23 protein-coding genes are annotated in these 21,080 nt (G+C 63.8%); 7 read left to right on the top strand and 16 right to left on the bottom strand.

What is annotated here, in order from left to right:
• Positions 1–104: 104 nt before the first annotated feature.
• The 5 genes from J3485_RS25885 to J3485_RS25905 all read right to left on the bottom strand — a co-directional run bounded on the left by J3485_RS25885 (position 105) and on the right by J3485_RS25905 (position 4,373).
• Complete coding sequence (locus J3485_RS25885; protein ID WP_206957160.1) at positions 105–260, bottom strand: hypothetical protein; 156 nt, start codon at positions 258–260, stop codon at positions 105–107.
• 178 nt (positions 261–438) lie between these two features.
• On the bottom strand, positions 439–927 hold the full coding sequence (locus J3485_RS25890) for a hypothetical protein (RefSeq protein ID WP_206957161.1): 489 nt from the start codon (positions 925–927) through the stop codon (positions 439–441).
• The gene (locus J3485_RS25895; protein WP_206957162.1) at positions 924–2,201 is read right to left on the bottom strand and encodes an AAA family ATPase; all 1,278 of its coding nucleotides are present in this window, start codon (positions 2,199–2,201) and stop codon (positions 924–926) included. Before J3485_RS25895 ends, J3485_RS25890 begins: the two co-directional genes overlap by 4 nt.
• 196 nt (positions 2,202–2,397) lie before the next feature.
• Positions 2,398–2,850 carry a GNAT family N-acetyltransferase gene (locus J3485_RS25900; RefSeq protein WP_242538933.1) on the bottom strand — a complete coding sequence of 151 codons (453 nt, stop codon included), beginning with the start codon at positions 2,848–2,850 and terminating at the stop codon, positions 2,398–2,400.
• The gene (locus tag J3485_RS25905) at positions 2,847–4,373 is read right to left on the bottom strand and encodes an AMP nucleosidase (RefSeq protein ID WP_206957163.1); all 1,527 of its coding nucleotides are present in this window, start codon (positions 4,371–4,373) and stop codon (positions 2,847–2,849) included. The genes J3485_RS25900 and J3485_RS25905 overlap by 4 nt, the downstream gene beginning before the upstream one ends.
• A gap of 164 nt (positions 4,374–4,537) precedes the next feature.
• Between J3485_RS25905 and J3485_RS25910 the strand changes: the two genes are divergently transcribed.
• The 3 genes from J3485_RS25910 to J3485_RS25920 all read left to right on the top strand — a co-directional run bounded on the left by J3485_RS25910 (position 4,538) and on the right by J3485_RS25920 (position 6,859).
• Complete coding sequence (locus J3485_RS25910; protein WP_206957164.1) at positions 4,538–4,951, top strand: hypothetical protein; 414 nt, start codon at positions 4,538–4,540, stop codon at positions 4,949–4,951.
• Between the two features lie 115 nt (positions 4,952–5,066).
• Positions 5,067–6,062, top strand: coding sequence for a homoserine kinase (locus tag J3485_RS25915; RefSeq protein ID WP_206957165.1), 996 nt, complete (start codon positions 5,067–5,069; stop codon positions 6,060–6,062).
• Complete coding sequence (locus J3485_RS25920; RefSeq protein WP_206957166.1) at positions 6,053–6,859, top strand: BPSS1780 family membrane protein; 807 nt, start codon at positions 6,053–6,055, stop codon at positions 6,857–6,859. Before J3485_RS25915 ends, J3485_RS25920 begins: the two co-directional genes overlap by 10 nt.
• Positions 6,860–6,891: 32 nt before the next feature.
• Here J3485_RS25920 and J3485_RS25925 read toward each other — a convergent pair whose 3' ends face one another.
• Positions 6,892–7,068 carry a DUF3563 family protein gene (locus J3485_RS25925; protein ID WP_206957167.1) on the bottom strand — a complete coding sequence of 59 codons (177 nt, stop codon included), beginning with the start codon at positions 7,066–7,068 and terminating at the stop codon, positions 6,892–6,894.
• A gap of 133 nt (positions 7,069–7,201) precedes the next feature.
• The gene (locus tag J3485_RS25930) at positions 7,202–8,338 is read right to left on the bottom strand and encodes an extracellular catalytic domain type 1 short-chain-length polyhydroxyalkanoate depolymerase (RefSeq protein ID WP_206957168.1); all 1,137 of its coding nucleotides are present in this window, start codon (positions 8,336–8,338) and stop codon (positions 7,202–7,204) included.
• A 290-nt stretch (positions 8,339–8,628) separates the two neighbouring features.
• On the opposite strand from J3485_RS25930, the gene J3485_RS25935 reads away from it, so the two are divergent.
• Positions 8,629–9,324, top strand: a complete 696-nt coding sequence (locus J3485_RS25935) for a phosphatase PAP2 family protein (RefSeq protein WP_206957169.1) — start codon at positions 8,629–8,631, stop codon at positions 9,322–9,324.
• A gap of 23 nt (positions 9,325–9,347) precedes the next feature.
• Here J3485_RS25935 and J3485_RS25940 read toward each other — a convergent pair whose 3' ends face one another.
• The 3 genes from J3485_RS25940 to J3485_RS25950 all read right to left on the bottom strand — a co-directional run bounded on the left by J3485_RS25940 (position 9,348) and on the right by J3485_RS25950 (position 12,632).
• The gene (locus tag J3485_RS25940) at positions 9,348–10,238 is read right to left on the bottom strand and encodes a TOBE domain-containing protein (RefSeq protein WP_242538934.1); all 891 of its coding nucleotides are present in this window, start codon (positions 10,236–10,238) and stop codon (positions 9,348–9,350) included.
• 66 nt (positions 10,239–10,304) lie between these two features.
• Positions 10,305–12,137, bottom strand: coding sequence for a CHAD domain-containing protein (locus J3485_RS25945; protein WP_206957171.1), 1,833 nt, complete (start codon positions 12,135–12,137; stop codon positions 10,305–10,307).
• 108 nt (positions 12,138–12,245) lie between these two features.
• Positions 12,246–12,632 (bottom strand): tautomerase family protein, encoded by a 387-nt coding sequence (locus tag J3485_RS25950; RefSeq protein WP_206957172.1) that lies wholly within the window; start codon positions 12,630–12,632, stop codon positions 12,246–12,248.
• 113 nt (positions 12,633–12,745) lie between these two features.
• On the opposite strand from J3485_RS25950, the gene J3485_RS25955 reads away from it, so the two are divergent.
• On the top strand, positions 12,746–13,621 hold the full coding sequence (locus tag J3485_RS25955; RefSeq protein ID WP_206957173.1) for a LysR family transcriptional regulator: 876 nt from the start codon (positions 12,746–12,748) through the stop codon (positions 13,619–13,621).
• Between the two features lie 70 nt (positions 13,622–13,691).
• Here the strand turns inward: J3485_RS25955 and J3485_RS25960 are convergent, their stop codons facing one another.
• Positions 13,692–14,138: a GNAT family N-acetyltransferase gene (locus J3485_RS25960; protein ID WP_206957174.1), complete on the bottom strand. Its 447-nt coding sequence runs from the start codon at positions 14,136–14,138 to the stop codon at positions 13,692–13,694.
• 247 nt (positions 14,139–14,385) lie between these two features.
• Here J3485_RS25960 and J3485_RS25965 point away from each other — a divergent pair, with 247 nt between their 5' ends.
• Both J3485_RS25965 and J3485_RS25970 read left to right on the top strand, forming a co-directional pair.
• On the top strand, positions 14,386–14,748 hold the full coding sequence (locus J3485_RS25965; protein ID WP_242539085.1) for an MbcA/ParS/Xre antitoxin family protein: 363 nt from the start codon (positions 14,386–14,388) through the stop codon (positions 14,746–14,748).
• Positions 14,739–15,449: an RES family NAD+ phosphorylase gene (locus J3485_RS25970; RefSeq protein WP_206957176.1), complete on the top strand. Its 711-nt coding sequence runs from the start codon at positions 14,739–14,741 to the stop codon at positions 15,447–15,449. The genes J3485_RS25965 and J3485_RS25970 overlap by 10 nt, the downstream gene beginning before the upstream one ends.
• Positions 15,450–15,469: 20 nt before the next feature.
• Here J3485_RS25970 and J3485_RS25975 read toward each other — a convergent pair whose 3' ends face one another.
• From J3485_RS25975 to J3485_RS25995, 5 genes are all read right to left on the bottom strand, one after another.
• Positions 15,470–16,213 (bottom strand): metallophosphoesterase, encoded by a 744-nt coding sequence (locus tag J3485_RS25975; protein WP_206957177.1) that lies wholly within the window; start codon positions 16,211–16,213, stop codon positions 15,470–15,472.
• Positions 16,214–16,286: 73 nt separating this feature from the next.
• Positions 16,287–17,780 (bottom strand): c-type cytochrome, encoded by a 1,494-nt coding sequence (locus J3485_RS25980; protein WP_374192464.1) that lies wholly within the window; start codon positions 17,778–17,780, stop codon positions 16,287–16,289.
• 27 nt (positions 17,781–17,807) lie between these two features.
• Complete coding sequence (locus tag J3485_RS25985; protein WP_206957178.1) at positions 17,808–19,409, bottom strand: GMC family oxidoreductase; 1,602 nt, start codon at positions 19,407–19,409, stop codon at positions 17,808–17,810.
• An 89-nt stretch (positions 19,410–19,498) separates the two neighbouring features.
• Positions 19,499–20,059: a sugar dehydrogenase complex small subunit gene (locus tag J3485_RS25990; RefSeq protein WP_206957179.1), complete on the bottom strand. Its 561-nt coding sequence runs from the start codon at positions 20,057–20,059 to the stop codon at positions 19,499–19,501.
• 294 nt (positions 20,060–20,353) lie between these two features.
• A complete protein-coding gene (locus J3485_RS25995; RefSeq protein WP_206957180.1) occupies positions 20,354–20,839 on the bottom strand; it encodes a VOC family protein in 486 nt (161 codons plus the stop codon).
• Positions 20,840–21,080 lie beyond the last annotated feature (241 nt).

Here is a 21,080-nt window from a genome sequence, read left to right on the forward strand (position 1 = left end):
AGGTAGGTGGATGTAGCGCGAAGCAATATGGGCTTTACTTCACGCACGAAGACAGGGGAAGCAAGGGATGAGACGCGCCCCGGGCCCGGGCCATCGCTCGACCGTCATGTGCCTGCGCGGGGCCGGCGCGTACGGCAAGCGGCACTCGCTGCGATGCCGAGGCACAGCGGCAGCGCGACGAGAAAGACGATGCCGGCACGGACGTCGCTGTGCAACGCGGAGAACGAGGTGGATATGCTCGAATCAGGAGATTGGGGCATGGGCTTTCGAAGACGAATTGAGCCGCACCGCGGGTGACAGCGTTATGCGAATCATCGACAACAATTAGGACTGCTAACGGAAGTCTATAATTACAAATATCTTACATTCGAAGGATTCGAAAAAAATGGGAAAAATATTCGTTGGAGACAGCGGGACACCAACAAGCAGCCGCTTGCGTCACTCCACGATGACGACTCTGGCCTGAATATCGAGGCGAAAGCCGAATTCCTGGAAGAATGCCTTTTGCGTTTCGTTGTCGATGACGCCAAATGCCTGATGCCTGCGGTTGCACGCGAAGGCCTTCTTATGCCGATACCCACTCAGATCCGCCGATTCTTGAAGAAAGCGTAGCGTCGACGTCAATTGTCCGACTGCGTCGTCGCGCCACGAACTGCGTTGGTTCTTGAGTTCGACTAGATAAAGATGCTTAGACGTCGTCAGCATGCCGTCACAGCGCCCTCTGCCCGGCTCCTCGTCGTCCTTGATCACGCATTTGTCTATCGCCGTGAAGGTGACTTCTTCCTCTCGCGGATTCTCAACCGTGGCGCCCCACGATGACGGTGTGGTCATCGAAACGTAAGCGACGCCTCCGTTTTCATCGTCGCAGATGCCAAAGGCCAGGTCGGTGAACGGTCCTCGTTGACAAGCGTTGTCGAAAAAATTCACGCGCCCAACTCCTGCTCGATGTCGAGAAGGCCGTCGAACAACGCGTTGCCTTTCATGAGTTGGACGTTTAGATCATTCTGATCGGACGGGATGCCATCGGTAGTCGCTAGCTTCTGGATGCTTCCCGTCGTTTCGTCCGACTGATAGATCGATACGTCACCGCCGTCTATAAGCGCGCCGAGCGGGACGATGCGTTCGAGTCGTTGAAGCATTTCGCTAGAAGCACCCCGCGTTTCGATTTTCCGCCGAAGATAGTGGCCCTGGATCACGATGCTCAGGAAATTGACCATATAGGGGCTGTGGGTCGTGAGCACGAGCCGGTTTGCCGTTCCCAGGTTGTTCAGCGCGAGAAGTTCCGTAATAACCGTCCATTGCGACGAGGGAAACAGGTTCTGCTCCGGTTCCTCGATTACGTTGACGAACGCGGCCTTGTTGAACTGCGACGAGAGCACTGAAATGGCCACACGCCTCTGTTCATTCGTAAGCGATTCGTTGACGTAAATCTCGGCAACGCGGTGCCGGAAGCGCTCGACCTGTTCCGTACTCATCGGCTCGGCTTCTCCGCCAACGTCAACGCCACCGCCTGCAGCTTGCTGCTGGACCTTGTGTGCAAGGTGATGACTGACGAGGAACAACGGTACCGCCGACTGAAACCCGCTCGACGCGTCGGTCAAGCGGAGTTTGTACGCGTCGTCGCGGATGTTGAGCGTGTCATTGAGCTTGTCGTATTCAAGTTCCGCGTCGTTAATGGGAAGCCGCAGGCGGCCCCGCAACTCGGACTTGGCGTTTTCGAATTCGGACAGGAATTCCTTGAGCGCCTCAGACGAAAGCTTGAGTTCCTGGGGATGCCTAACATACGAGATGAAGTTACGTTCGGCGGGAACGTACATGATCTGCGGTAACGCGTACGGCGTCGCAGGCTTGGCCTCCTCGACGCGAAGCAGCCCGCCGGAAAAGGTGATCGAGTACGCATCGCCTTCGTATTCGATCATTGCGTCTTCCGCCCCATCCGACGGAAGGTAATTCTCGAGACGGTGATACCTGAGAAATTGACTTTGAAGTCGATTCTTGCGTTCAAACCATCGCTTCTCGTAGTCGCCGCGGACGAGCGCCTTCTCGATCCAAGCGAAGGTGGCAAATAGTTTGGCCAACGTGCTTTTGCCGGAGCCTTGATTGCCAACGAAGATCGTGACCTTCGTAAAATCGATCCACCCGTCGTTGTCCTTCCGCCCCTGACGAACCGGACCGAAGTTTTTCACGCGCATTCGTGGCATTGAGCCCTCCAAGTAAGCCGGCTGCCCCGAGGCGGATCGACACTGACGCGCGGCGGCCGCGGTCGCACCACTTGTTTGCGGTTTCCGGCTGATAGGCCGCGTATTTTACCGATTGTCCGACGGGAATAGAACGTCAGCAGTGTCCGAGTCCAGCAGCCGCTTTCCGTGGAAAAGAAGTTGATACGAACGGCACAGGCTATGCATTGCTTCCGCCACCCCTAATCAGGGAGTAGCGATCGATGTCCGTTCTGCGCTTCCACCCGTGACGCGCCCAGAACGCCGCGGCCGATTCGTTCGTCTTGAGTACGTCGACATGGCTCTTGCGGATGCCCAACGCATCGAGCGCGGTCAAGCAGCATTCAACGAGCGCATTGCCGATGCCCTGGCGGCGATGTTCCGGCAACACGACGAGATGCTGGAGATAACCACGACGGCCATCGTGGCCGCACATGATGCAGCCCACGAGTTCGGCGTCGATTTCGGCCACGAAGCTGAGCCCGGGGTTGCGTTCGAGGTAGCGGCTCGTCGCTGCGCGCGAATCGGCGTCGCGCATCGACACGCCCGGCGTCGCGCTCATCAGGCCGATGACCGCGTCGTAGTCGCTCATCGTCATCGGCCGAATGGCGCACGTGAAGCCGCGCTCGCTCATTGAAACGCGACCTCGGCGAAACTGCGCAGTTTCCGGCTATGTAGACGATCGAGCCCGTTCATTCGCAGCAGCTCCATCGCCTTCACACCGATCTGCAAATGCTGATCGACCTGCGCGCGATAGAACTGATCGGCCATGCCCGGCAACTTGAGTTCGCCGTGCAGCGGCTTGTCCGACACGCACAGCAGCGTGCCGTACGGCACACGAAAACGAAAACCGTTCGCCGCGATCGTCGCGCTTTCCATATCGAGCGCAACCGCTCGGCTTTGCGAAAGCCGCTGCACCGGTTCGCGATGGTCGCGCAATTCCCAGTTGCGGTTGTCCACGCTCGCGACCGTGCCCGTGCGCATCACCCGTTTGAGTTCGACGCCTTCGAGCTTCGTCACGTGCGCGACCGCGCGCTCGAGCGCAACCTGCACTTCCGCGAGCGCCGGAATCGGCACCCACAGCGGCAGATCGGCATCGAGCACGTGATCTTCGCGCACATACCCGTGCGCCAGCACGTAATCGCCGAGCCGCTGCGTATTGCGCAGCCCCGCGCAGTGGCCGAGCATCACCCATGCATGCGGGCGCAGCACCGCGATGTGATCGGTGATCGTCTTGGCGTTCGACGGTCCCACGCCGATATTGATCATCGTGATACCGCTGCCGTCCGCCCGTTTCAAATGGTAGGCGGGCATTTGCGGCAACCGCGCCGGCGCCGTGCCCTCGTCGGGCTGCTCGCCCAGATTCGCGTTGTAGATGATCACGTCGCCCGGCTCCACGAACGACGTGTATTCGCTTCGATAGGCACGCAGTTCCTCGTCGTCCGTATGCGCCATCAACTGACGGCCGAGCTTCGTGAACTCGTCGATATAGAACTGATAGTTCGTGTAGAGGACGTAGTTCTGAAAATGGGTGGGCGACGTGGCCGTGTAATGCTTGAGCCGATGCAGCGAGAAATCGACGCGCGGCGCCGTGAACAGCGCAAGCGGCAACGGGTCGCCCGGCAGCGGTTCGTAGGTGCCGTTGACGATGCGATCGTCGAGCGCGGCCAGATCGGGCGTATCGAACACGTCGCGCATGGCCATCAAGCGCTCGCGCCCGAGATCGCCCTCGAGGTGGATACCCTCGGCAAAGGCGAAATGGATCGGGATCGGCTGCTGCGACACGCCCACTTCGATCGCGACATGGTGATTCTTCGCGAGCAGGCGCAATTGTTCGCGATAGTAGTTGCCGAACAAATCGGGGCGCGTCACCGTGGTCTCGAACACGCCCGGCCCGGCGACGAATCCGTACGAGCGGCGCGAATCGACGTGCGTGTTCACTTCCGTGCGCACGCGAATGAACGGATAGCAGGCGCGCACCCGCTCGTGGAGCGGCTCGTTGCGCCGATAGCGCGCGAATGCATCGCGCAAAAAGGCCGCATTCGATTCGTAGATTTCGGATAGACGCGTAACGGCGTCGGCGGCATCGGCGAACGCCTCGGTCGGGAAATCGGGCGCGTGCATGGCACGCGCGTGTTGCGTCAGATCGTTTTTCATCGTTCGTTTCGCCTCGTTCGTTGCAACGACATTACCACGAAGCAACGTCATCCGGCCCTCTCGCTCCGACGGTCCCGTAGGCTCGCCCACACAGCCGAACGACGGTTAGCGCGCGAATAGAGGGGCGCATTTGCTAGAATTCGAAGATATTCCGGAGACCCATCATGAAGCCGTTCTTTTCCGCCGCTGTTTGCGCGGCGCTCGCCGCCGCGAGTCTCGCCGCCGCCCCGCGCCTCGTACTCGCCGCGCAGGCCGACGACGCGCAAGCGCGCGAGGCGCAACGCACCGCCGACGAGGCGGCCGGGTTGCCCGACCTGACCCAGATCAACCGTCCCGCGGCGCAGGTTTCGTCGAAGGTCGACATCAACGACGTGCAGCGCACGCCGAGCTTCTACGAGAAGAGCCCCACGGGCACCGAGATCACCGAGTACCGCGATCGGGGCAAACCCGTCGAAATCGACGTCCACTCGAACTTCGGCACGCATTACCAGATGAGCGCATCGCCGGACACGTCGCCGCAAGTCCACAGCAGCGCGCAACCGAGCACGCGGCTGCCGTCGATCAACCTGCGTTACTGACCCGCACCGCCCAGTACGCCGCGCACGATCGTCGATCGCCTGCGCGGCGACCAAGCGCGGCTGCCGCCATCGTGCGCGCCGCCCCCCTCGTTCAATCGCATTCGAAGCCTCCCGCATGGCCGTCTTTACCGTCGTCAACGAAACCGATCTCGCGCACTGGATGCGTAGCTACGATCTCGGCGAAATCGTCGATTTCCGTGGCATCCCCTCCGGCATCGAAAACAGCAACTTTTTCCTGACGACAACGCGCGGCGCCTACGTTCTGACGATCTTCGAGAAACTGACGGCCGGCCAGTTGCCGTTCTATCTCGAACTCATGCGCCACCTCGCGCATCATGGTGTGCCCGTGCCCGACCCGGTGCCGCGCCACGACGGCGCGCTGTTCGGTACGCTGCACGGCAAACCGACGGCCATCGTCACGAAGCTGCCGGGCGGGGCCGAACTCGCCCCCGCTGCCGAGCATTGCGCGGAAGTGGGGCAAATGCTCGCGCGCATGCATCTGGCCGGGCGCGACTTCAAGCCGTATCTGCCGAACCTGCGCAGTCTTGCCTGGTGGCAGGAGACGGTACCGCAGGTGCTGCCGTTCTTGACGGGCTCGCAACGCGAGCTTGTGTCGTCCGAACTCGCGCACCAGGCCGCGTTCTTCGGATCGGACGACTACGCGGCCTTGCCGGGCGGCCCGTGCCACTGCGATTTGTTTCGCGACAACGTACTGTTCGCGCCGGCACAGCCGGGTACGGGCCACACGGTGCGGCTCGGCGGCTTCTTCGATTTCTACTTCGCCGGCTGCGACAAGTGGCTGTTCGATGTGGCGGTGACGGTCAACGACTGGTGCGTCGACCTCGCAACCGGCAAGCTCGACGAGACGCGCGCCGGCGCACTACTACGCGCCTACCAGAGCGTGCGTCCGTTCACGCCCGAGGAACGGCGTCATTGGACCGACATGCTGCGGGCGGGCGCCTATCGTTTCTGGGTGTCGCGCCTGTATGACTTTTACTTGCCACGCGCGGCTGAGATGCTCAAGCCGCACGATCCCACCCATTTCGAACGCATCTTGCGCGACCGCCTTGCCGGCGTCGCGCCTTTGGCTGCGTCAAGTCCATGCAACTGACTGAAGTTTCCGCAAAGACCGGCTACGTCTGGTACCGGCAGGGTATTTGGCTGTTTCGTCGCAATCCTCTCGGATTCCTGACGATTTTCTTCACTTATCTGCTGGCGATGTGGGCAGTATCGTTGATCCCGATCGTCGGCGCAGTGCTGCCGCTTGCGTTGATTCCGGGCGTGGCCGTCGGCTTCATGGCCGCCTGCCGCGATACCGTCGCCGGGAAAATGGTGTTCCCGACGGTGCTCGCCGATGGATTTCGGTCATATGGGGGAACGGCCGCCATGCGGCTGATCGAACTCGGCGGCATCTACGTGGCCGCGATCGCGCTCGTTTTTGCCGGATCGGCAGTGGCCGACGGCGGTGTCCTGTTCAAGCTGATGATGGGCACGCAAGCCATCTCTCCCGAGACGCTGGCCGCCAGCCCGCTACTGGTGGCTGGTCTCGTTGCATTTGCATGCTATGTGCCGGTCGCGATGCTGTTCTGGTTCGCACCGGTGCTGACGGTGTGGCACGACGTGCCGCCCGTCAAGGCGATGTTCTTCAGCCTCGTGACCTGCTGGCGCAACCGCGGCGCCTTCATTGTGTACGGCGCGCTATGGTTCGCGACAGCGATCGTCGTCTCGACCGGCCTATCGCTGCTGATGGACGCGGTCGGTGCGCGCGACTACGCGTTCACCGTGCTGTTTCCGGCATCGATTACGTTGACGACGATGCTCTATTGCTCGTTCTATGCCACGTATCGCGGCTGCTACGGCGTGCAGGAACCCAACGGAGCCGGTGCACCGGGAACGCCCAGCGCCTAATCGATGCCGGGGCGACCGCACTGGGCCGCGGTTCAGCGTGCCGTCTGCCAGGACGGATGCGCGATCGTCGCTTCGCGGTCGAGCTTGCGCATGCGAAATTCAAGATCGTAAAGATCGGCGGCCTCGGACAAGTAGGCGTCGCGGTTCGCCTTTTGGCGCGCTTCGGCGGTTTGGGTCAAAAACAGGAACAAGCGGCTAAGTAGGAACATGATGGCCTCGTGCGGTTATAGGCGTTAACACCTAAGCGATAACCCTGATTATAGGGAAAACCCTAGGCGTACGCCAGCGCCATTTTTGGCTGTGGCTTTTTCGCATCAAAGGCCAGCGCGGCTGGCCGCACCGCTATCGGGCCGCGGCGCGGCGCCCCGCGGCGGACGAGCGGCGGCGTTGATCGCGCAGGAACGCCCAGATCATGGCGCTCGCGTCAGGACCGTGCTCGGAATGGAACGGCACGGCTTCGTCGCCGCCGGCCCAGGCGTGGCCGAGGCCGGCCACGCGGCACACTCGCACCACGCGGCGGCCGCTCATCGAATAGTCGTGAAGCTGCGCCGTGCCTTCGTGCGTTTCGTGCAGCGAACCCGCAATCCAGGCGCCCTCGCGGTCAATGAAGCCGTTCAGGCGAAGAAAAGCCAGGCCGAGCTGTTCCGCGTTTTTCGGGGCGACGACATGATCAGCGTCGCCATGCACGATGATCGCCGGCATGCCAGGATAACTCGCCGTATCGACCATCGCGTCGATGAGGGCGATGGGATCGTGCCGCGCGCCGCGCCGCATTACGTCCATCGCGGTGATACCCGAATGCGCTTCGCCCAAAACGGGCGCGGAATGCAACGCGACGGCCGCGAATCGCTCCGGATAGTGAAGCGCGAGCAATGACGCCAGGCCTGCGCCGGCGGACACCCCCGCGAGATACACACGTTCGGGGTCGAAACCTTGGTGCTCGATGAGTGCGTCGACGAGCGACACGACGGCGCGCGCTTCGCCGAGTCCAGCTTCTCTATCGTCATACCAATGCCAACATCGATGCGCATGGGCGTGCTTCGACTGCTCCGGGTAGACGACCGCGAACCCGTTCTTGTCCGCGACGAGGTTCATCCGCGTGCCCGTTGCGAACTCATCGATCGTTTGTTTGCAGCCGTGCAGCATGACGAGCAGCGGCATCGGACGTTGCGCCTTCGTCGGCGGAACGTATAGGCCGTACGACAAATGGTTGACGAGGCGGCCAGGCAGAGGCGGCGCCGAATGGTAGGAGCGCGTCCAGTCCCCCTTCGTCCAGGCGCCGGCGCGCGGACGGACGCGGGATTCGCGTGACTCCCGCGCACCCTGTCGGTCACGCGCGGGCGCGCGCCGCACTGAATCGGCGCGCGTTCGACGCTTCTTTTTCGTCACATCGCGCAGGTACTCGGCTTGCGCGGCCGGCACGCTGGACATCAAGCGCTTGAGGCCCTGCAGCCAGAGTTTCGTCAGGCTTTTGGTCATCGGACGTAGCTCGCTAAAAAGGGAGGGGTCACCTGTGCGGCGCAGTTTTATGATGCAATGCACAATATACCCTCTTCGTGTTCCCCCGCCCGGACGCTCCCCCTAAGCACCCGCACGCACTTGCCCGAATCAGGGCGCCCTGTCGCGTGCGCCATCGCACGCCGCGCGGCCACTGCGCGCGGCGGCGCTCGGTATACTGTCCCTTCACGCGATGACTGTCGTCGTTTCAGACGGCTCGCGCGTTAAGCAGATAGGAATCCTGCGGTCGATCCGCCTGGCATACGCCCGATATGTACGATTTGCCTCTTCACCTTTGGTTTTCCATTACGCGCCTCGGCGGCGCCGGCCTCACACTGCCGCTCGCCGTCGCGATCGCGCTGTGGCTCGCGCTCGGCTACACGCGGCGCTTGGCCGTCGGCTGGCTGGTAATCGTCGGTGCGGCGGCGGCCGTCGTCGCGCTCACCAAGATCGCTTTTCTCGGCTGGGGCGTCGGGATACGTGCATGGGACTTCACGGGGGTCAGTGGACATTCGATGCTCTCGACCGCCGTCTATCCTGTCGCGTTCTTTCTTACGCTGTTGCCGACCCGAGCCAGCATCCGCCTGTTCGGCGTCGCCTGCGGCATCGCGGCCGGGCTTGCGGTGGGCCTGTCGCGCGTCGTGCTCAGCGCGCACTCGCCGTCCGAAGCCGTAGCCGGCTGTGTCGTCGGCGCGCTGGCCGCCGTCCTGTTCGTGTGGTGGGCCTGGGATACCAAGGCCGGCAAATTGTCGGCCGTGCCCGTCGCCGTCAGTCTGCTGATGCTAACGGCGGCCCTGCACGACGTGCGCGTGCCGACCCAGCATTGGATCACCCATATCGCCCTGCACTTGTCCGGCCGCGAGCGGCCGTTCATCCGCGCTCGGTGGAAAGCGGGTCATGAAGCGCCCCACCCTGTGATTGCGCCCCCCGCGGGCCGTAGCGCGGCACTCGCGCCTTCCTTCGTCTAATCGCCGTCCCGTCCCAGGCAATCTCAGTCGGCCGTGCCGAGAATCACGCTCGACGCCTTGAAAACGGCGGTTGCCCGCTTGCCCGCGGCAAGGCCGAGCGTGTCGGCACTTTCGTTCGTCACGACGGCGGTGACCACCGGAGAATCGACATCGGTCGGCGAGCCTGTTGCGCCGTCGAGCGCCAGCGACACTTCGGTGTTGACGGCGCCGCGCGTGACCTGCGTGGCCACGCCGCGTAGCTGATTGCGGGCAGACAAGCGCAGCGGCTGGACCGCGTCGGCATCGTCCACCACGAGCATCACCCAAGATGCCTTCACGAGCGCGAGCGCAGGGGCGCCGACGACCAACCCCAACGTCTCGGTGCTCTCGTGCGTCACCACTGCGACGATCATCTGCCCGCCCGGCAGCGCCAGCGAAATCTCGTCGTTGACACTGCCGCGCGTCACGCACGACACCGTCCCGTATAGCTGATTGCGCGCGCTCGTCTTCATGCCGATTCTTCCGATCAATGCCCAATCGCCCGCGAAATGGTCGATCGCCGCGCTCGCGCGTTCGATGAACCTGCGGTGCTCGCGCTCGACCGCGTGGAAAGTTTCGATCAGGCGATGAGCACGCGGCGTCAGCGTCGTGCCGCCACCGCCCTTGCCGCCCACCGAACGCGTGACGAGCGCCTCGCCCGCGAGATTGTTCATCGCATCGACCGCATCCCATGCCGCCTTGTAGCTGATGCCGACCGCCTTGGCGGCAGCCGTGATCGATCCTGTTTCGCGGATCGCGGCCAACAGCGCAATGCGCGCCGCGCCGCCGAGCGTTTCCCGCCCCGCCCGGAGCCAAACCGAGCCGCCCAGTTCGAGCGGTGCGGCCGGGCTGCCGCCCGCGGAGGAAGGAGCCGATGACGGGATGTGTTCGCTCATGAGGGGCATGGAGACAGACGGAAGTCGAAATTATAGGCGGCGGGCCCCGCGCGTAGGATGGGGAGGTCAGGGCTCGCGCACGATCTTCGGTTTGCCCAAGTCCTGCAACAACCGTTCACCCTCCGCCGCGGACCAGCGATTCACCGCTTCGCACCAGCCGCGCGCAAAACCGTGCTCGTAAGGCGGCACGTCGAGCGCTTCGAGGAAACGCAACGCCGCCGTGGCATCGCTGCCATCGCCGAGCACGCTTTGGATTCGCCCGAGCTGCTTGGCCACCTTGCGTCGCGTCTTGCGCGACACCCGCGACTCGAAAAACTCGAGCGTGTATCGCAGGCGCTTGGCCTCGATGCGTCGACGATGGCGCTCGGCGGGCGTCAGCGACGTCAGCACGGGCTTCGCGACCAACCGCACGTAATGCTTACGGGCGCGTTTTGCCGCGTAGGCGGTGAGCGCCTTGTCGGCCATCGCGGGCGGTCCCGAAGATAGGCGCTGCACCGCGAGCCATCGAAGCCAAGCGAGGGACAGCGCCGCATAGCGGCGCGTGCGCAGGGCCTCCCGCACTTGCGCACGCGCTTCGTCGCGCCGCGCGGCCGCACGCGTCTGCAACGATTGCCAGGTTGTCGCGTCGACATCGGCCGCGGCCAGCGCGGGCAGCATCGTGTCGACGAAGACGTCGAGGTCGCGCGCTTGCCCGAGCAAACCGGCGAGCCAGTCGAGGTCGGGCGCGACCGTGCGCTTCCACATCTCATCGACCCAGCGCGGAAACGTCTTGAGCAATGTCTTTAGCCGGCGCATGGCAACGCGCATCTGATGCACGAATTCGGCGTCGGTGCCGTCGCGCACGCCAGCCTCGTTGCCGAACCACTGGCGGGCGACGTTCGCCCCTACCTCGATCAAAGCGTCGTGCGGCCGTTTCGCATCGGACACATCGATGCGAGCCGCCCGCGCCGGCGCCTCGCGTTCGGTCATCACGCAGGCTCGCGCGTAGCCGTCCGTCAATGTCGGGAAAATCGGTAGCGTATCGGCCAACATGCCGGCCACCGTGAACAGTGCTTGCAGCGCGGCAGCCGCCGGCTCGGGGTGCGGAGCCGGCGCGGCAGCGGATGTCTTGATGACCTCCGAAAATTCCGCTTGCGCGGCGGCCGTCGATGGGTCGACTTCGATCGAGCGCTGGCCGCCCTCGACGTGCGCCGAAAGCCGCAATTCGCAAAATGCAATCGGCTTGGCATCGGCGGCCGGCGCCGTGGACCCCGTCTGGGCGATCGGCCCCGCCGTCGCGCCGTCCAGCCTATCGCTTACCGCGCTTGTTGCGTCCCGCGCGTCGTGCAGCTCGATGTCGACGACGGCACCATCGGCTCCGCTCCAGCGCCAAATACCCCGACGAACCACGAGCGTCGGCGCCTGCGCCAATTTGTCGGGCTTGCCGAGCACGTCTCTAAGCGATGGGGGAATAGCGTCGTTGAGCGCGAGCGGGGCGCCGGCCTCGAACGGCTCATCGCACATCGTCTCGCATCGCCACACGCCAGGGGTAGCTTCATTCGCGCGCGTAGCCGTGATGCGGCGAACGCCGTCCTCCGCATCCAACAACGTGACGCGCCAGGCACCGTGCGGCTCGACGAACGCACGCACCGTCCACGGCTCGACGGCGTGTAACTCGGCGATGCCCGGCATTCTGCTCAGCGCATCGGCAATCGCCGCTCCGATGTCCTCGCGCGCCTTCGCTTGCGCGCCTGGACTGCCACGGCTCGCCCGCGTCACCTTCTCGGCGGCGCTCCCTTCCCTATGCGCTGCCGCTTGGCGAGTCGCGCGGCCGCGCCCCTCGGACTCGATAGGACCGGCCATCCATGCGCTTGCGGCCGCGCGCTCGACCGCAAGCACGAGTTCAACGGTGCCCGACATCGTCGCTCCTCAAGCTGATGTGCACCGTTCATGTTACACACGCTCGGAGCGGCGAACTGCGACAAAAGTAAGCGCGGACACTTTCGCCGTGGGGGGCGAGCCGCCCATTCAGCCTGGAACGTATTGCGCCTCGCCGTTGCCGAACGACCAGTTCTCCGGCAAAACCTCGAGCAGATTGATGAAGACATCCTCCTTTCGGACGCCCGGGTTATCGGCCAGTAGCTCAACGATGCGGCGATAGAGCGCACGCTTCTTTTCGAGCGGCCGCGTGTTGCTGACCGTCAACTGAATCATGACGAAACCGTCGCTGCGCTCGATACCGAGGTAGTTGCGGTTGTAGATCAAATCTTCGGCCGCATGCTCGGTCAGCACCATGAATTGGTCGTCTTTCGGGACGTTGAACGTCTCGACGAGCGCGCGCAGCACGCCATCGGTCAATGCCTTCTTGTACTCGGCCGAGCGGCCGGCGGGGAGCGAAATACGTGCGAGTGGCATGGCGTTTCTCCGTTGAGTGTCAGCAGGTCATCGGTCATCAGATGTAGGCAGAATACGGCACATCATTCATAATTAACACAAATCTATATTGATTTCTATCATTTACATTTGAAATGAAAGTACTTGATCTCGATGCCGTGCGTGCGTTCGTCCACGTTGCCGATTTGCGCAGCTTCACGCGCGCCGCCGACCTGCTCGGCACGACGCAGTCGGCGGTCAGCCTCAAGGTCAAGCGGTTGGAGGCGCATGTCGGCAAGCCGTTGTTCGAGCGCACGCCGCGTTCGGTGCGTTTGTCCGCGGCTGGGGGCGCATTTCTCGACGCCGCGCGCGAGCTCCTGCAAGCGCATGACCGCGCGTTGGGTTCGCTCGGCACGGAACGGCGGCGGCTCAAAGTCGGGCTCAGCGAGCACGTGGCGGGGCCGGATCTCGCGCCACTCGTCGCGAGCTTGCATCGGCACGATCCGCGCCTCGTCCTCGAGATGCATTTGGGTTCGTCCGCTACGCTCGTCGCTCAGTACGACGACCGGCAGCTCGACGCCGCCATCGTGCGATACGAGCCCGATGAGGTCGCAGCGCGAACCGCACGCACGCATGGCGCGCCGGACGGCGAGGCGCTGTTCGTCGAGCCGCTCGTCTGGCTCGCGGCGCCCGACTGGATGCCGCCCGCCGGCGCGCCGCTGCCGCTCGCCGTGCTGTTGGCGCCTTGCGGCGTGCGCACAGCCGCGGTGCGTGCGCTCGAGCGCGCGTCGATCGAATGGGAAGAGACGTTCGTGGGCGGCGGCATCGCCGCGATCGGTGCTGCGATCTCGGCAGGGCTCGCCGTATCGGCGCTCGCCCGGCGCGTGGCGCCGGCCGGCGTCGTCGACGTCGGCCAGAAGCTTGGCTTGCCGCCGCTGCCCGAATCGCACGTCGTCATGTACTCGCGCGTGCGCGAACGCCGTTCTTCCGACGCGCTGCGCTCGCTCGCGAAATCGCTGGCGCGCACATAGCGGCGAACGGGCGCCCGGTGGAGTGGCACGACGGTACGGCACGGCACGACCGCATGGCACGGCCGCGCGATCAACGCCTATCGATTCGATACTGCACGAACTCGCTGCGCGGCGTATAGCTATCGTAGAGCGCGCGCGCCCGGTAGTTGTTTTCCTTCGTCGTCCAATAGACGCGCGACCAACCTTGCCGGCGCGCCTCCTCGAGCAACCAATCGATCAGTTGGCGCCCCACCCCGCCCGCACGCACGGCCGGATCGACGAAAAGGTCCTGCAAGTAACAGACTGGCGTGGGCAACGACGTGCTTTCGTGAATCACGTAGTTGGCGATGCCTATGACTTCGCCGTCATGCTCGGCGACGGTTGCATGAACGGGCGAGCGCTCGTCGAGGATACGCGACCACGCGTGGCGCGTAATCGCCTCCGACGGTTCCCGTTCGTAAAAACGCGTGTAGCCGTCCCATAGCTCGCGCCAGCGCGCTTCGTCACGCGCTTCGATCTTGCGTATCGTCACCGTCATCGAACCGAATCCCCTGTCGTCTGAGAAGAAAGCACGGGCGCCATGCGGCGCGCGAGCCGTCAATCTACCGCAGGCCGGACGAAAGCACAGCGCGCAGCGCAGTCGTCTTGCATTAATCCACAAATAGACTAATATAAAACAGTGGTTCAACTAGAGATTCATCATGTCGCCTGCCGCGGTCCATCGCCTGTCCACTGCCGCCCCGCACGCGCTGAAGCACGCGCCAGGGGCCCCGTCGATTGCCGACATGTCGGCAGCCGGCCTGCGTGCGTTTTTCAATATCGCCCGGGACTGGGGGCTCGCCATCGACGAGCAACTCGTTCTACTTGGCTCGCCCGGCCGCTCGACGTTCTTCAAATGGAAGGCTGCGCCCGGCACCGCGCGGCTCTCGCGCGATACGCTCGAGCGCCTATCGCTGCTGCTCGGCATCTATAAGGCGTTGCAAATCCTGCTGCCCGAGCCCGCCGCCGCCGATGCATGGGTCAAGCGGCCGAACAGCGCTCCCCCGTTCGGCGGAAACAGCGCGCTCGATCGCATGCTGGCGGGCAACGTCAGCGATCTGGTCGCGGTACGGCAATATCTCGATGCCATGCGGGGCGGATGGGCGTGACGAAGGCCGAAAACTGGTTCTCCCTCCAGCGCCTCGCCCACATCGATTGGTCGCCGGCGTATCGCGTGATTCAGACGCGCTTTCCCGCCGTCAATCTGTTCGATCGCGTCGCATCGTCCGAGGATTTCGAAGCCCTCTATGCGCTCGAAGCGATGACGAACGATCGCTTGCGCACCGAAGTGGGCGAGCTCGATCTCGTTCCGCCCGAGGAGCGCTGCTTCGGCCCCGGCTGCGGACCGATCATGGCGGCGTTCACGCATCTGAATCCGCTCGGCAGCCGGTTCTCCGACGGCAGCTACGGCATCTTCTATTGCGCGCGCGAGGCGCGCACGGCCGTTGCCGAAACGCGCTATCACGCCGCCTTGTTTCTCGCGGCGACGAACGAGCCGCCGCTACGGCAACAGATGCGCCTTTATACGGTACTCGCGCGCGGCGAGTCGATCGACCTGCGCAACGATCCGACGCTCGATGCCGCCGTGCTGGCTCCGGCCAACTATTCGGCGGGCCAGGCGCTCGGGCGTCGCCTGCGGGAAGCGGGCGCGGCAGGCATCGTCTATCCCTCCGTGCGCGATTCGTCCGGCGAATGTCTTGCCGCGTTCAAGACAACACTGCTGCGCGACTGCCGCCATGCCGCGTATTTGGAATACAACTGGAACGGCCACGCGATCGATAGCGTGTTCGAGCTCAATCAGATCGGGTGATGCGCTGTTTCGTCAGCCACCTACGGCAGCGACATCTGGTCCGCTCCTTCGGCCAGTGCCTGTTCGACCGACACCGACCACGCGCGCGGCGTCAATGCCTCGGTGACGGTCAGCTTGCCCGTCGCCGCGAATGCGCCCGTGTCGATGAAGATTTGCGCGCCGATGCGTCCCATCTCGCGCATCGGCGTGTGGCCGCAGTAGGTCGGCGATAGGCCGGCCTGCCGCTCCACCATGCCGCTGCCGAGCGCGAGTTCCCTTCCCCACAGCAACTGCTGGCGCACGCGCTCGGTGAAGATGCCGACGTCGAGCGCAGCGTCGTCGCCGAAAAATTCCGCATGCAAGACGTTGAAGCGGCGCGCTCCGCTGCCGACGACGCGCACGAGCGGCAAGGTTCGCAACCACCGCGCATAACCACGCAGAATGCGGTCCGGCAACGCTTGCGCCCACCCGCCCCCGAGCGAATCCCAGGCGCTGCGCCGCATGGCGCCTTCGGCGACTAGGCATAGCGCGTCTTCGTGGTTGCCGAGCACGGGGAAGAACCACGGCTTGTCGAGCAATGCCAGCGCCTCTTCGGATTGGCTGCCGCGATCGATCAAATCGCCGACGGAGAAGAGCCGGTCGCACGTAGGATCGAACACGATCTCGCGCAGCAAGTAGCGCAACGCATCGACACAACCATGCAGATCGCCGACGACGAAATCGCGGCCGGCGGTATTCACCGCATGCCGGCGGACGATGGGATAGGCCTCGCTTGTCGTATCCATACGGGCAATCATAGTCCGGCGCGGTGGCCCGTGCGCCCAAGTCGCGTTTGGATCGCGCCGGCACGCACGGCCGCTATGGTTGACGCGTGCGCAATTTGGCGACGTCGGCGGCCGTCATGGTCGCCTTCGGATCGCCGAAATGCTGCGTCACGTAGTTCGCGATCGCGGCAATTTGGTCGTCGTTCAATTCATCGCCGAAGCCCGGCATCATCACGTGGACGTCTTTCGTCCGGCGATTCACGCCATACAGGATGACCATCGCCAAATTGCCGGCATCGGCGACACCGACCGCGCTGTTGTGGATCAGCGATGGATACGCAAGCGGTGCCGCACCGCCGACGCCCTGGCCCGTCCAGTTGTGGCAACTCGCGCAGTTCCCCACGAACAATTGCGCACCGTCCACCCCTGTCACGCGCGTGCCGCGCAGACGCAACACATCGTCGGCGGGGCGGCCCCATTGATCGCGCGCACGCGTTTGACCACCCGCAATCGGCGGCACCGAGCGCAGATAGACAGCCATCGAGCGCAGATCGTCGGACGTCAAATACTGCGTGCTGTTCTCCACTACGTCACCCATCGGGCCGGCCGCGTTGGCCCGTCCCGGCACGACGCCCGTGGCAAGGTAATGGGCGACGTCGTCGTCGCTCCAATTGCCGATCCCGCCGGCCTTGTCCGGCGTAATGTTGAATGCGTGCCAGCCCGCTTGCACTTCGCCCGAAAAGCGATCGCTCGATTTCAGCCCCTGCATGAAGTTGCGCGGCGTATGGCATTCCTCGCAATGCGCGAGACCTTCGACGAGATAAGCGCCGCGGTTCCATTGCGGGCTTTGCTTCGGATCGGGCACGAAGCGGCCTTCGTGGAAGTTGAACAGATTCCAGAAGAACATCAGCCAACGCTGGTTGAAGGGAAAGCTCAGTTCGTTGCGCGGCGGCGTGTAACGGATCGGCGTCAGCGTGTTCAGATAAGCGCGAATGGCGAGCACGTCGCGCTCGGTCACGCGCGTGTACTCGGCATACGGGAATGCCGGATACAAATGCTCGCCGCCTTTGCCGATGCCCTGCTGCATCGCACGGACGAAATCGGCATCGGTCCAGCGCCCGATTCCGGTATCGGGATCAGGCGTGATGTTCGGCGTATAGAGCGTGCCGAATGGCGTACCGATCGGCAGACCGCCCGCAAAAGGCCGGCTCTTGTCCGCCGTGTGGCATGCGATGCAATCGCCGGCGCGCGCCAGATATTCGCCGCGCTTGACGAGATCGGCCGTGTCGGCGTCCATCGGCGCGGACGCGTTCGCCGCAGACGAAACGGCCGCCGCCGAGGCCGCATTCGCCCCCGATGCCCGGGCCGTCGCGACTTCGCTCGCGCCTTGCGCCTGTGCAATGGACAGCGGCAACTCGTCGGCCGGCGAGGTCTCGCGATCGTTCGACGCATGCCACGCGAGATACAAAGCGAAAACCGAGAAGGCCGCCGCCAAGCCGGCCATGCGCATCGGGCGGCGCCGCGCGCCGTGCTGCGTCGAACCGTGACGCGGGTCGATCGCTTCGGAACGGAGTCGCAGGTTCGTCATCGGAGGTCTCATCGAGTCGTCGCGCAATCAGAGCTCATGCTTGAGCTTGTCGGCGAGCCGCAACGCAAGCGCGGCGATCGTCAGCGTGCAATTGACCGAAGCGGCGGTCGGCATCACGCCGCTCGTCGCGAGGAACAGATTCGGATGATCGTGCGTGCGGCAATCGGCATCGACGACGCAATCTTGCGGATCGGCGCCCATGATCGTCGTGCCCATGATGTGGTTGTTCGGCGCGAAATGGTCGTCGAACGCCACCTCGGTACCGCCGAACAAACCCGCGATCTGCGCATAGAGTTCGTGCGTATTCGCCGCGCTCTTCTTGACGTAATCGTTGATCGAGTAATAGATCTCGGGCTGCGCGATGCCGAGTGCGTCCTTGCGGCTCGAAGACGGCACGATGCGGTTCTGAGGCTCGGGCAGGTGTTCGTGGAAGCTGTTGATCGTCAAGGTGCGCGCCGCACGATCCCGAATCTGCCGGTCGAATTCCGCACCGGTCACGCCCTTGTCGATCAAAGCGGCAGTCACCGACATCGTCGCCACGCCGTTCGACAAATGCAGTTTCTTCGAAGCGTAATCGGAGCGGAATGCGCCGTCGCGGAAATTGACGACCGACGTCATCTCCATCGGGCCGCGCCCCGGCCAGAGCGCTTCGTTCGCGAGGAAACTCACGCCCGTGCCCGGATGGTCCATCAAATTGCGTCCGACCTGATCGGAGCGATTGCCGATGCCGTGCGGAAATTTGTCCGACGTCGACATCAGCATCAGTTTCGGCGTTTCGATGCCGTTCGCGGCGAGCACGAACAGCTTGCCGCTGACGCGCGTCGTGCCGCCCGAGGGGTCCTTGTAGTGCACGGCCGAAATAAGCCCTTGGTCGTCCGCTTCGATTCGATAGACGACCGCTTGGTCGATCAGCTTCGCACCGGCGCGTTCCGCTTTCTCGGCATGCACGATGCCGTTGTACATCGCCGCGATGGGGCAAATCGGCATGCAATTGTTGTTGCCGCAGCAGATCGGACGCTGATCGTAAGGGCGGCTGTTGCGTGCGACCGGCTCGGGCACGACCTTGAAGCCGTTGGCGTTCAGCACGTCGCTAAAACGCGTATCCATGTAGGACAGCGGCAATTGCGCCATCGGATAGGGCTTGGCGCGCGGCGAGCCGAGATCGATCGACGCATCGGGCCCGGACACGCCGAGTTCGATCTCCGCGTCGTAATACCAGGGCTCGAGCGCCTCGTACGGAAACGGCCAATCGCGGCCGACGCCGTACATCGTCTTCAGCTTGAAATCGGACGGCAGCAAGCGCCACGCGGCTGCGGCCCAGTGCCACGTCGTGCCGCCGACGAGGCGCAGGTATTGCGAGTTGTAGGGATAGTCGCCCTTTTGGATCAGATAGCCGTTGTCGGGCGAGTATTCGGGATGCGGTGCGTACGGCGTCGACGGATACGGCGTCGCGAAATCGCTCTTGGCCGGCGAGTTCCGAAAGTTCTCGACGATTTGCCAGCGTTCAATACGCGGCCCCGCTTCGAGGATGATGACCGACGCGCCCGCCAGCGCCAGTTGATGCGCGACGAGACCGCCCGCCACGCCCGAGCCGACGATCACGACGTCGGCAGAAGGGTTGTTTGCCATAAGCGCTTCGCCTATTTCGTTCTTTTGCAGTGCCGAATGCGGGGACTACGGAGCAAAGCACACGCCGCTCCCGTCGCGTCATGGCCACGTCAAACACCGGCCGGTTTCTGCGCCCAGTAGAACGGCACGTCCCGGCAATACGAGGGGATCGTCAGCACGTCGTGTACGGGGTCGAACATCAGCGCATGCTCGTACGCCACCACCTGAACCGTCGGCAGTTCACCCACGAGCCCAAGATACCAGGCGCGCATGACGTGGCCGACCGTTTTGGCCAAACGTGGATCGTCGCTTGCCAGCGCGGCGGTCACGGTATCGCTCGGCACACCGGCGTGCGTCTTGAGCCAGGCGTTCAGCGCGGCGACGTTGGAGACGAAAGCGCTATCGGCTTTGGAGAGCGCGTCGTAGATGCGCGAAGCGAGCGTCGCGTTCAGGCTCGTGCGCCCCGTGAGCTGCTGCGAAAGCGCCGTGAAAGCGTCCAGCCCGCCGCCGGCCGGCGGAGCGAACGCGAATGCGCACCGCACGGTGAACGGCAACCCGATCGCGGCGGTGAAAGCCAGGGCCGCCGCCGAAGCGCCGGCGCCGACGAGGAATTGCCTGCGGGCCGAAGCCGGCTCCCTCTCGCGTGGCTGGCTGGTTCGCGCATCTGTCATGTGGGCTCCAGCATCGTGTCCAAGACACCGCCGACAGCCGCCGACGGTTCGCCCCCCGACTCCGGTCTTGAATGCCGCCCTTGCCGTGGCGGTCTTTCGTTATCGGTACTTTCGTTATCGGTAATAACCCGCGGGCGGCGCCCACTGGCTGCGACTATAGCCGCGTCGCCGCGTTTAGACAATCGGCATACGTCGATCCATAGGAGCAAAGCCCAATGATCGTTTGATTGGAAACGATCTCGCCCGCTTTACGATTACATCCACTTCGCCGGTGCGCCGACCGAGCGCCACGCATTAGGCCCCTTCCCCATCGTACGCGCGCCGCAACTGCGCTATATCGAGCTTGCACATCTGCATCATCGCCCGCATGACGCGCGCCGCCCGCATGCCGTCCTCGTCGCGCAGCATATCGCCGAGCACGGTCGGCACGACTTGCCACGTCACGCCGAACTTGTCCCGCAGCCATCCGCATTGCAGCCGGTCGCCGCCCTCGCCGAGTTTCTCCCACAGCGTGTCGACCTCCTCCTGCGTCCGGCAGTGGATGAAGAACGAAATGGCCGGGGAAAACGCAAACTGCGGATTCGGACCGCCGTTCAGCGCGATGAAGGTTTGTCCGTCGAGCTCGAACGTCACGCTCATCACGCTGCCTCGCTCGCCGGGGCCGGCATCCGTATACCGCATGACGTCGACGATTTTCGATCGGTCGAATACGGACGTATAAAACGCGGCTGCCTGTTCGGCTTGATCGTCGAACCAAAGAAACGGGGTGACTTTCTGCACAGCGTCTCCTTTCCGTGTACCGAGATTCACGCGCGCGCACGACGCACGCGCGATAGACGACGAACGACGCGCACCGCAATCGACATCTACATCGATCATCGATGTAAAAATGCGCCGCAGCCTGTCACATTTACACCGCGCCGAGCTGATGATCGCATCATGAAGACTAGTCGACGCTAAGCCACATGTCACAGCCGCAGGCACGGAAAAGCGCATGCCGGCCTCGGCCAACGCGCGCATA

Source organism: Trinickia acidisoli (assembly GCF_017315725.1).
In the GTDB taxonomy this organism is placed as follows: domain Bacteria; phylum Pseudomonadota; class Gammaproteobacteria; order Burkholderiales; family Burkholderiaceae; genus Trinickia; species Trinickia acidisoli.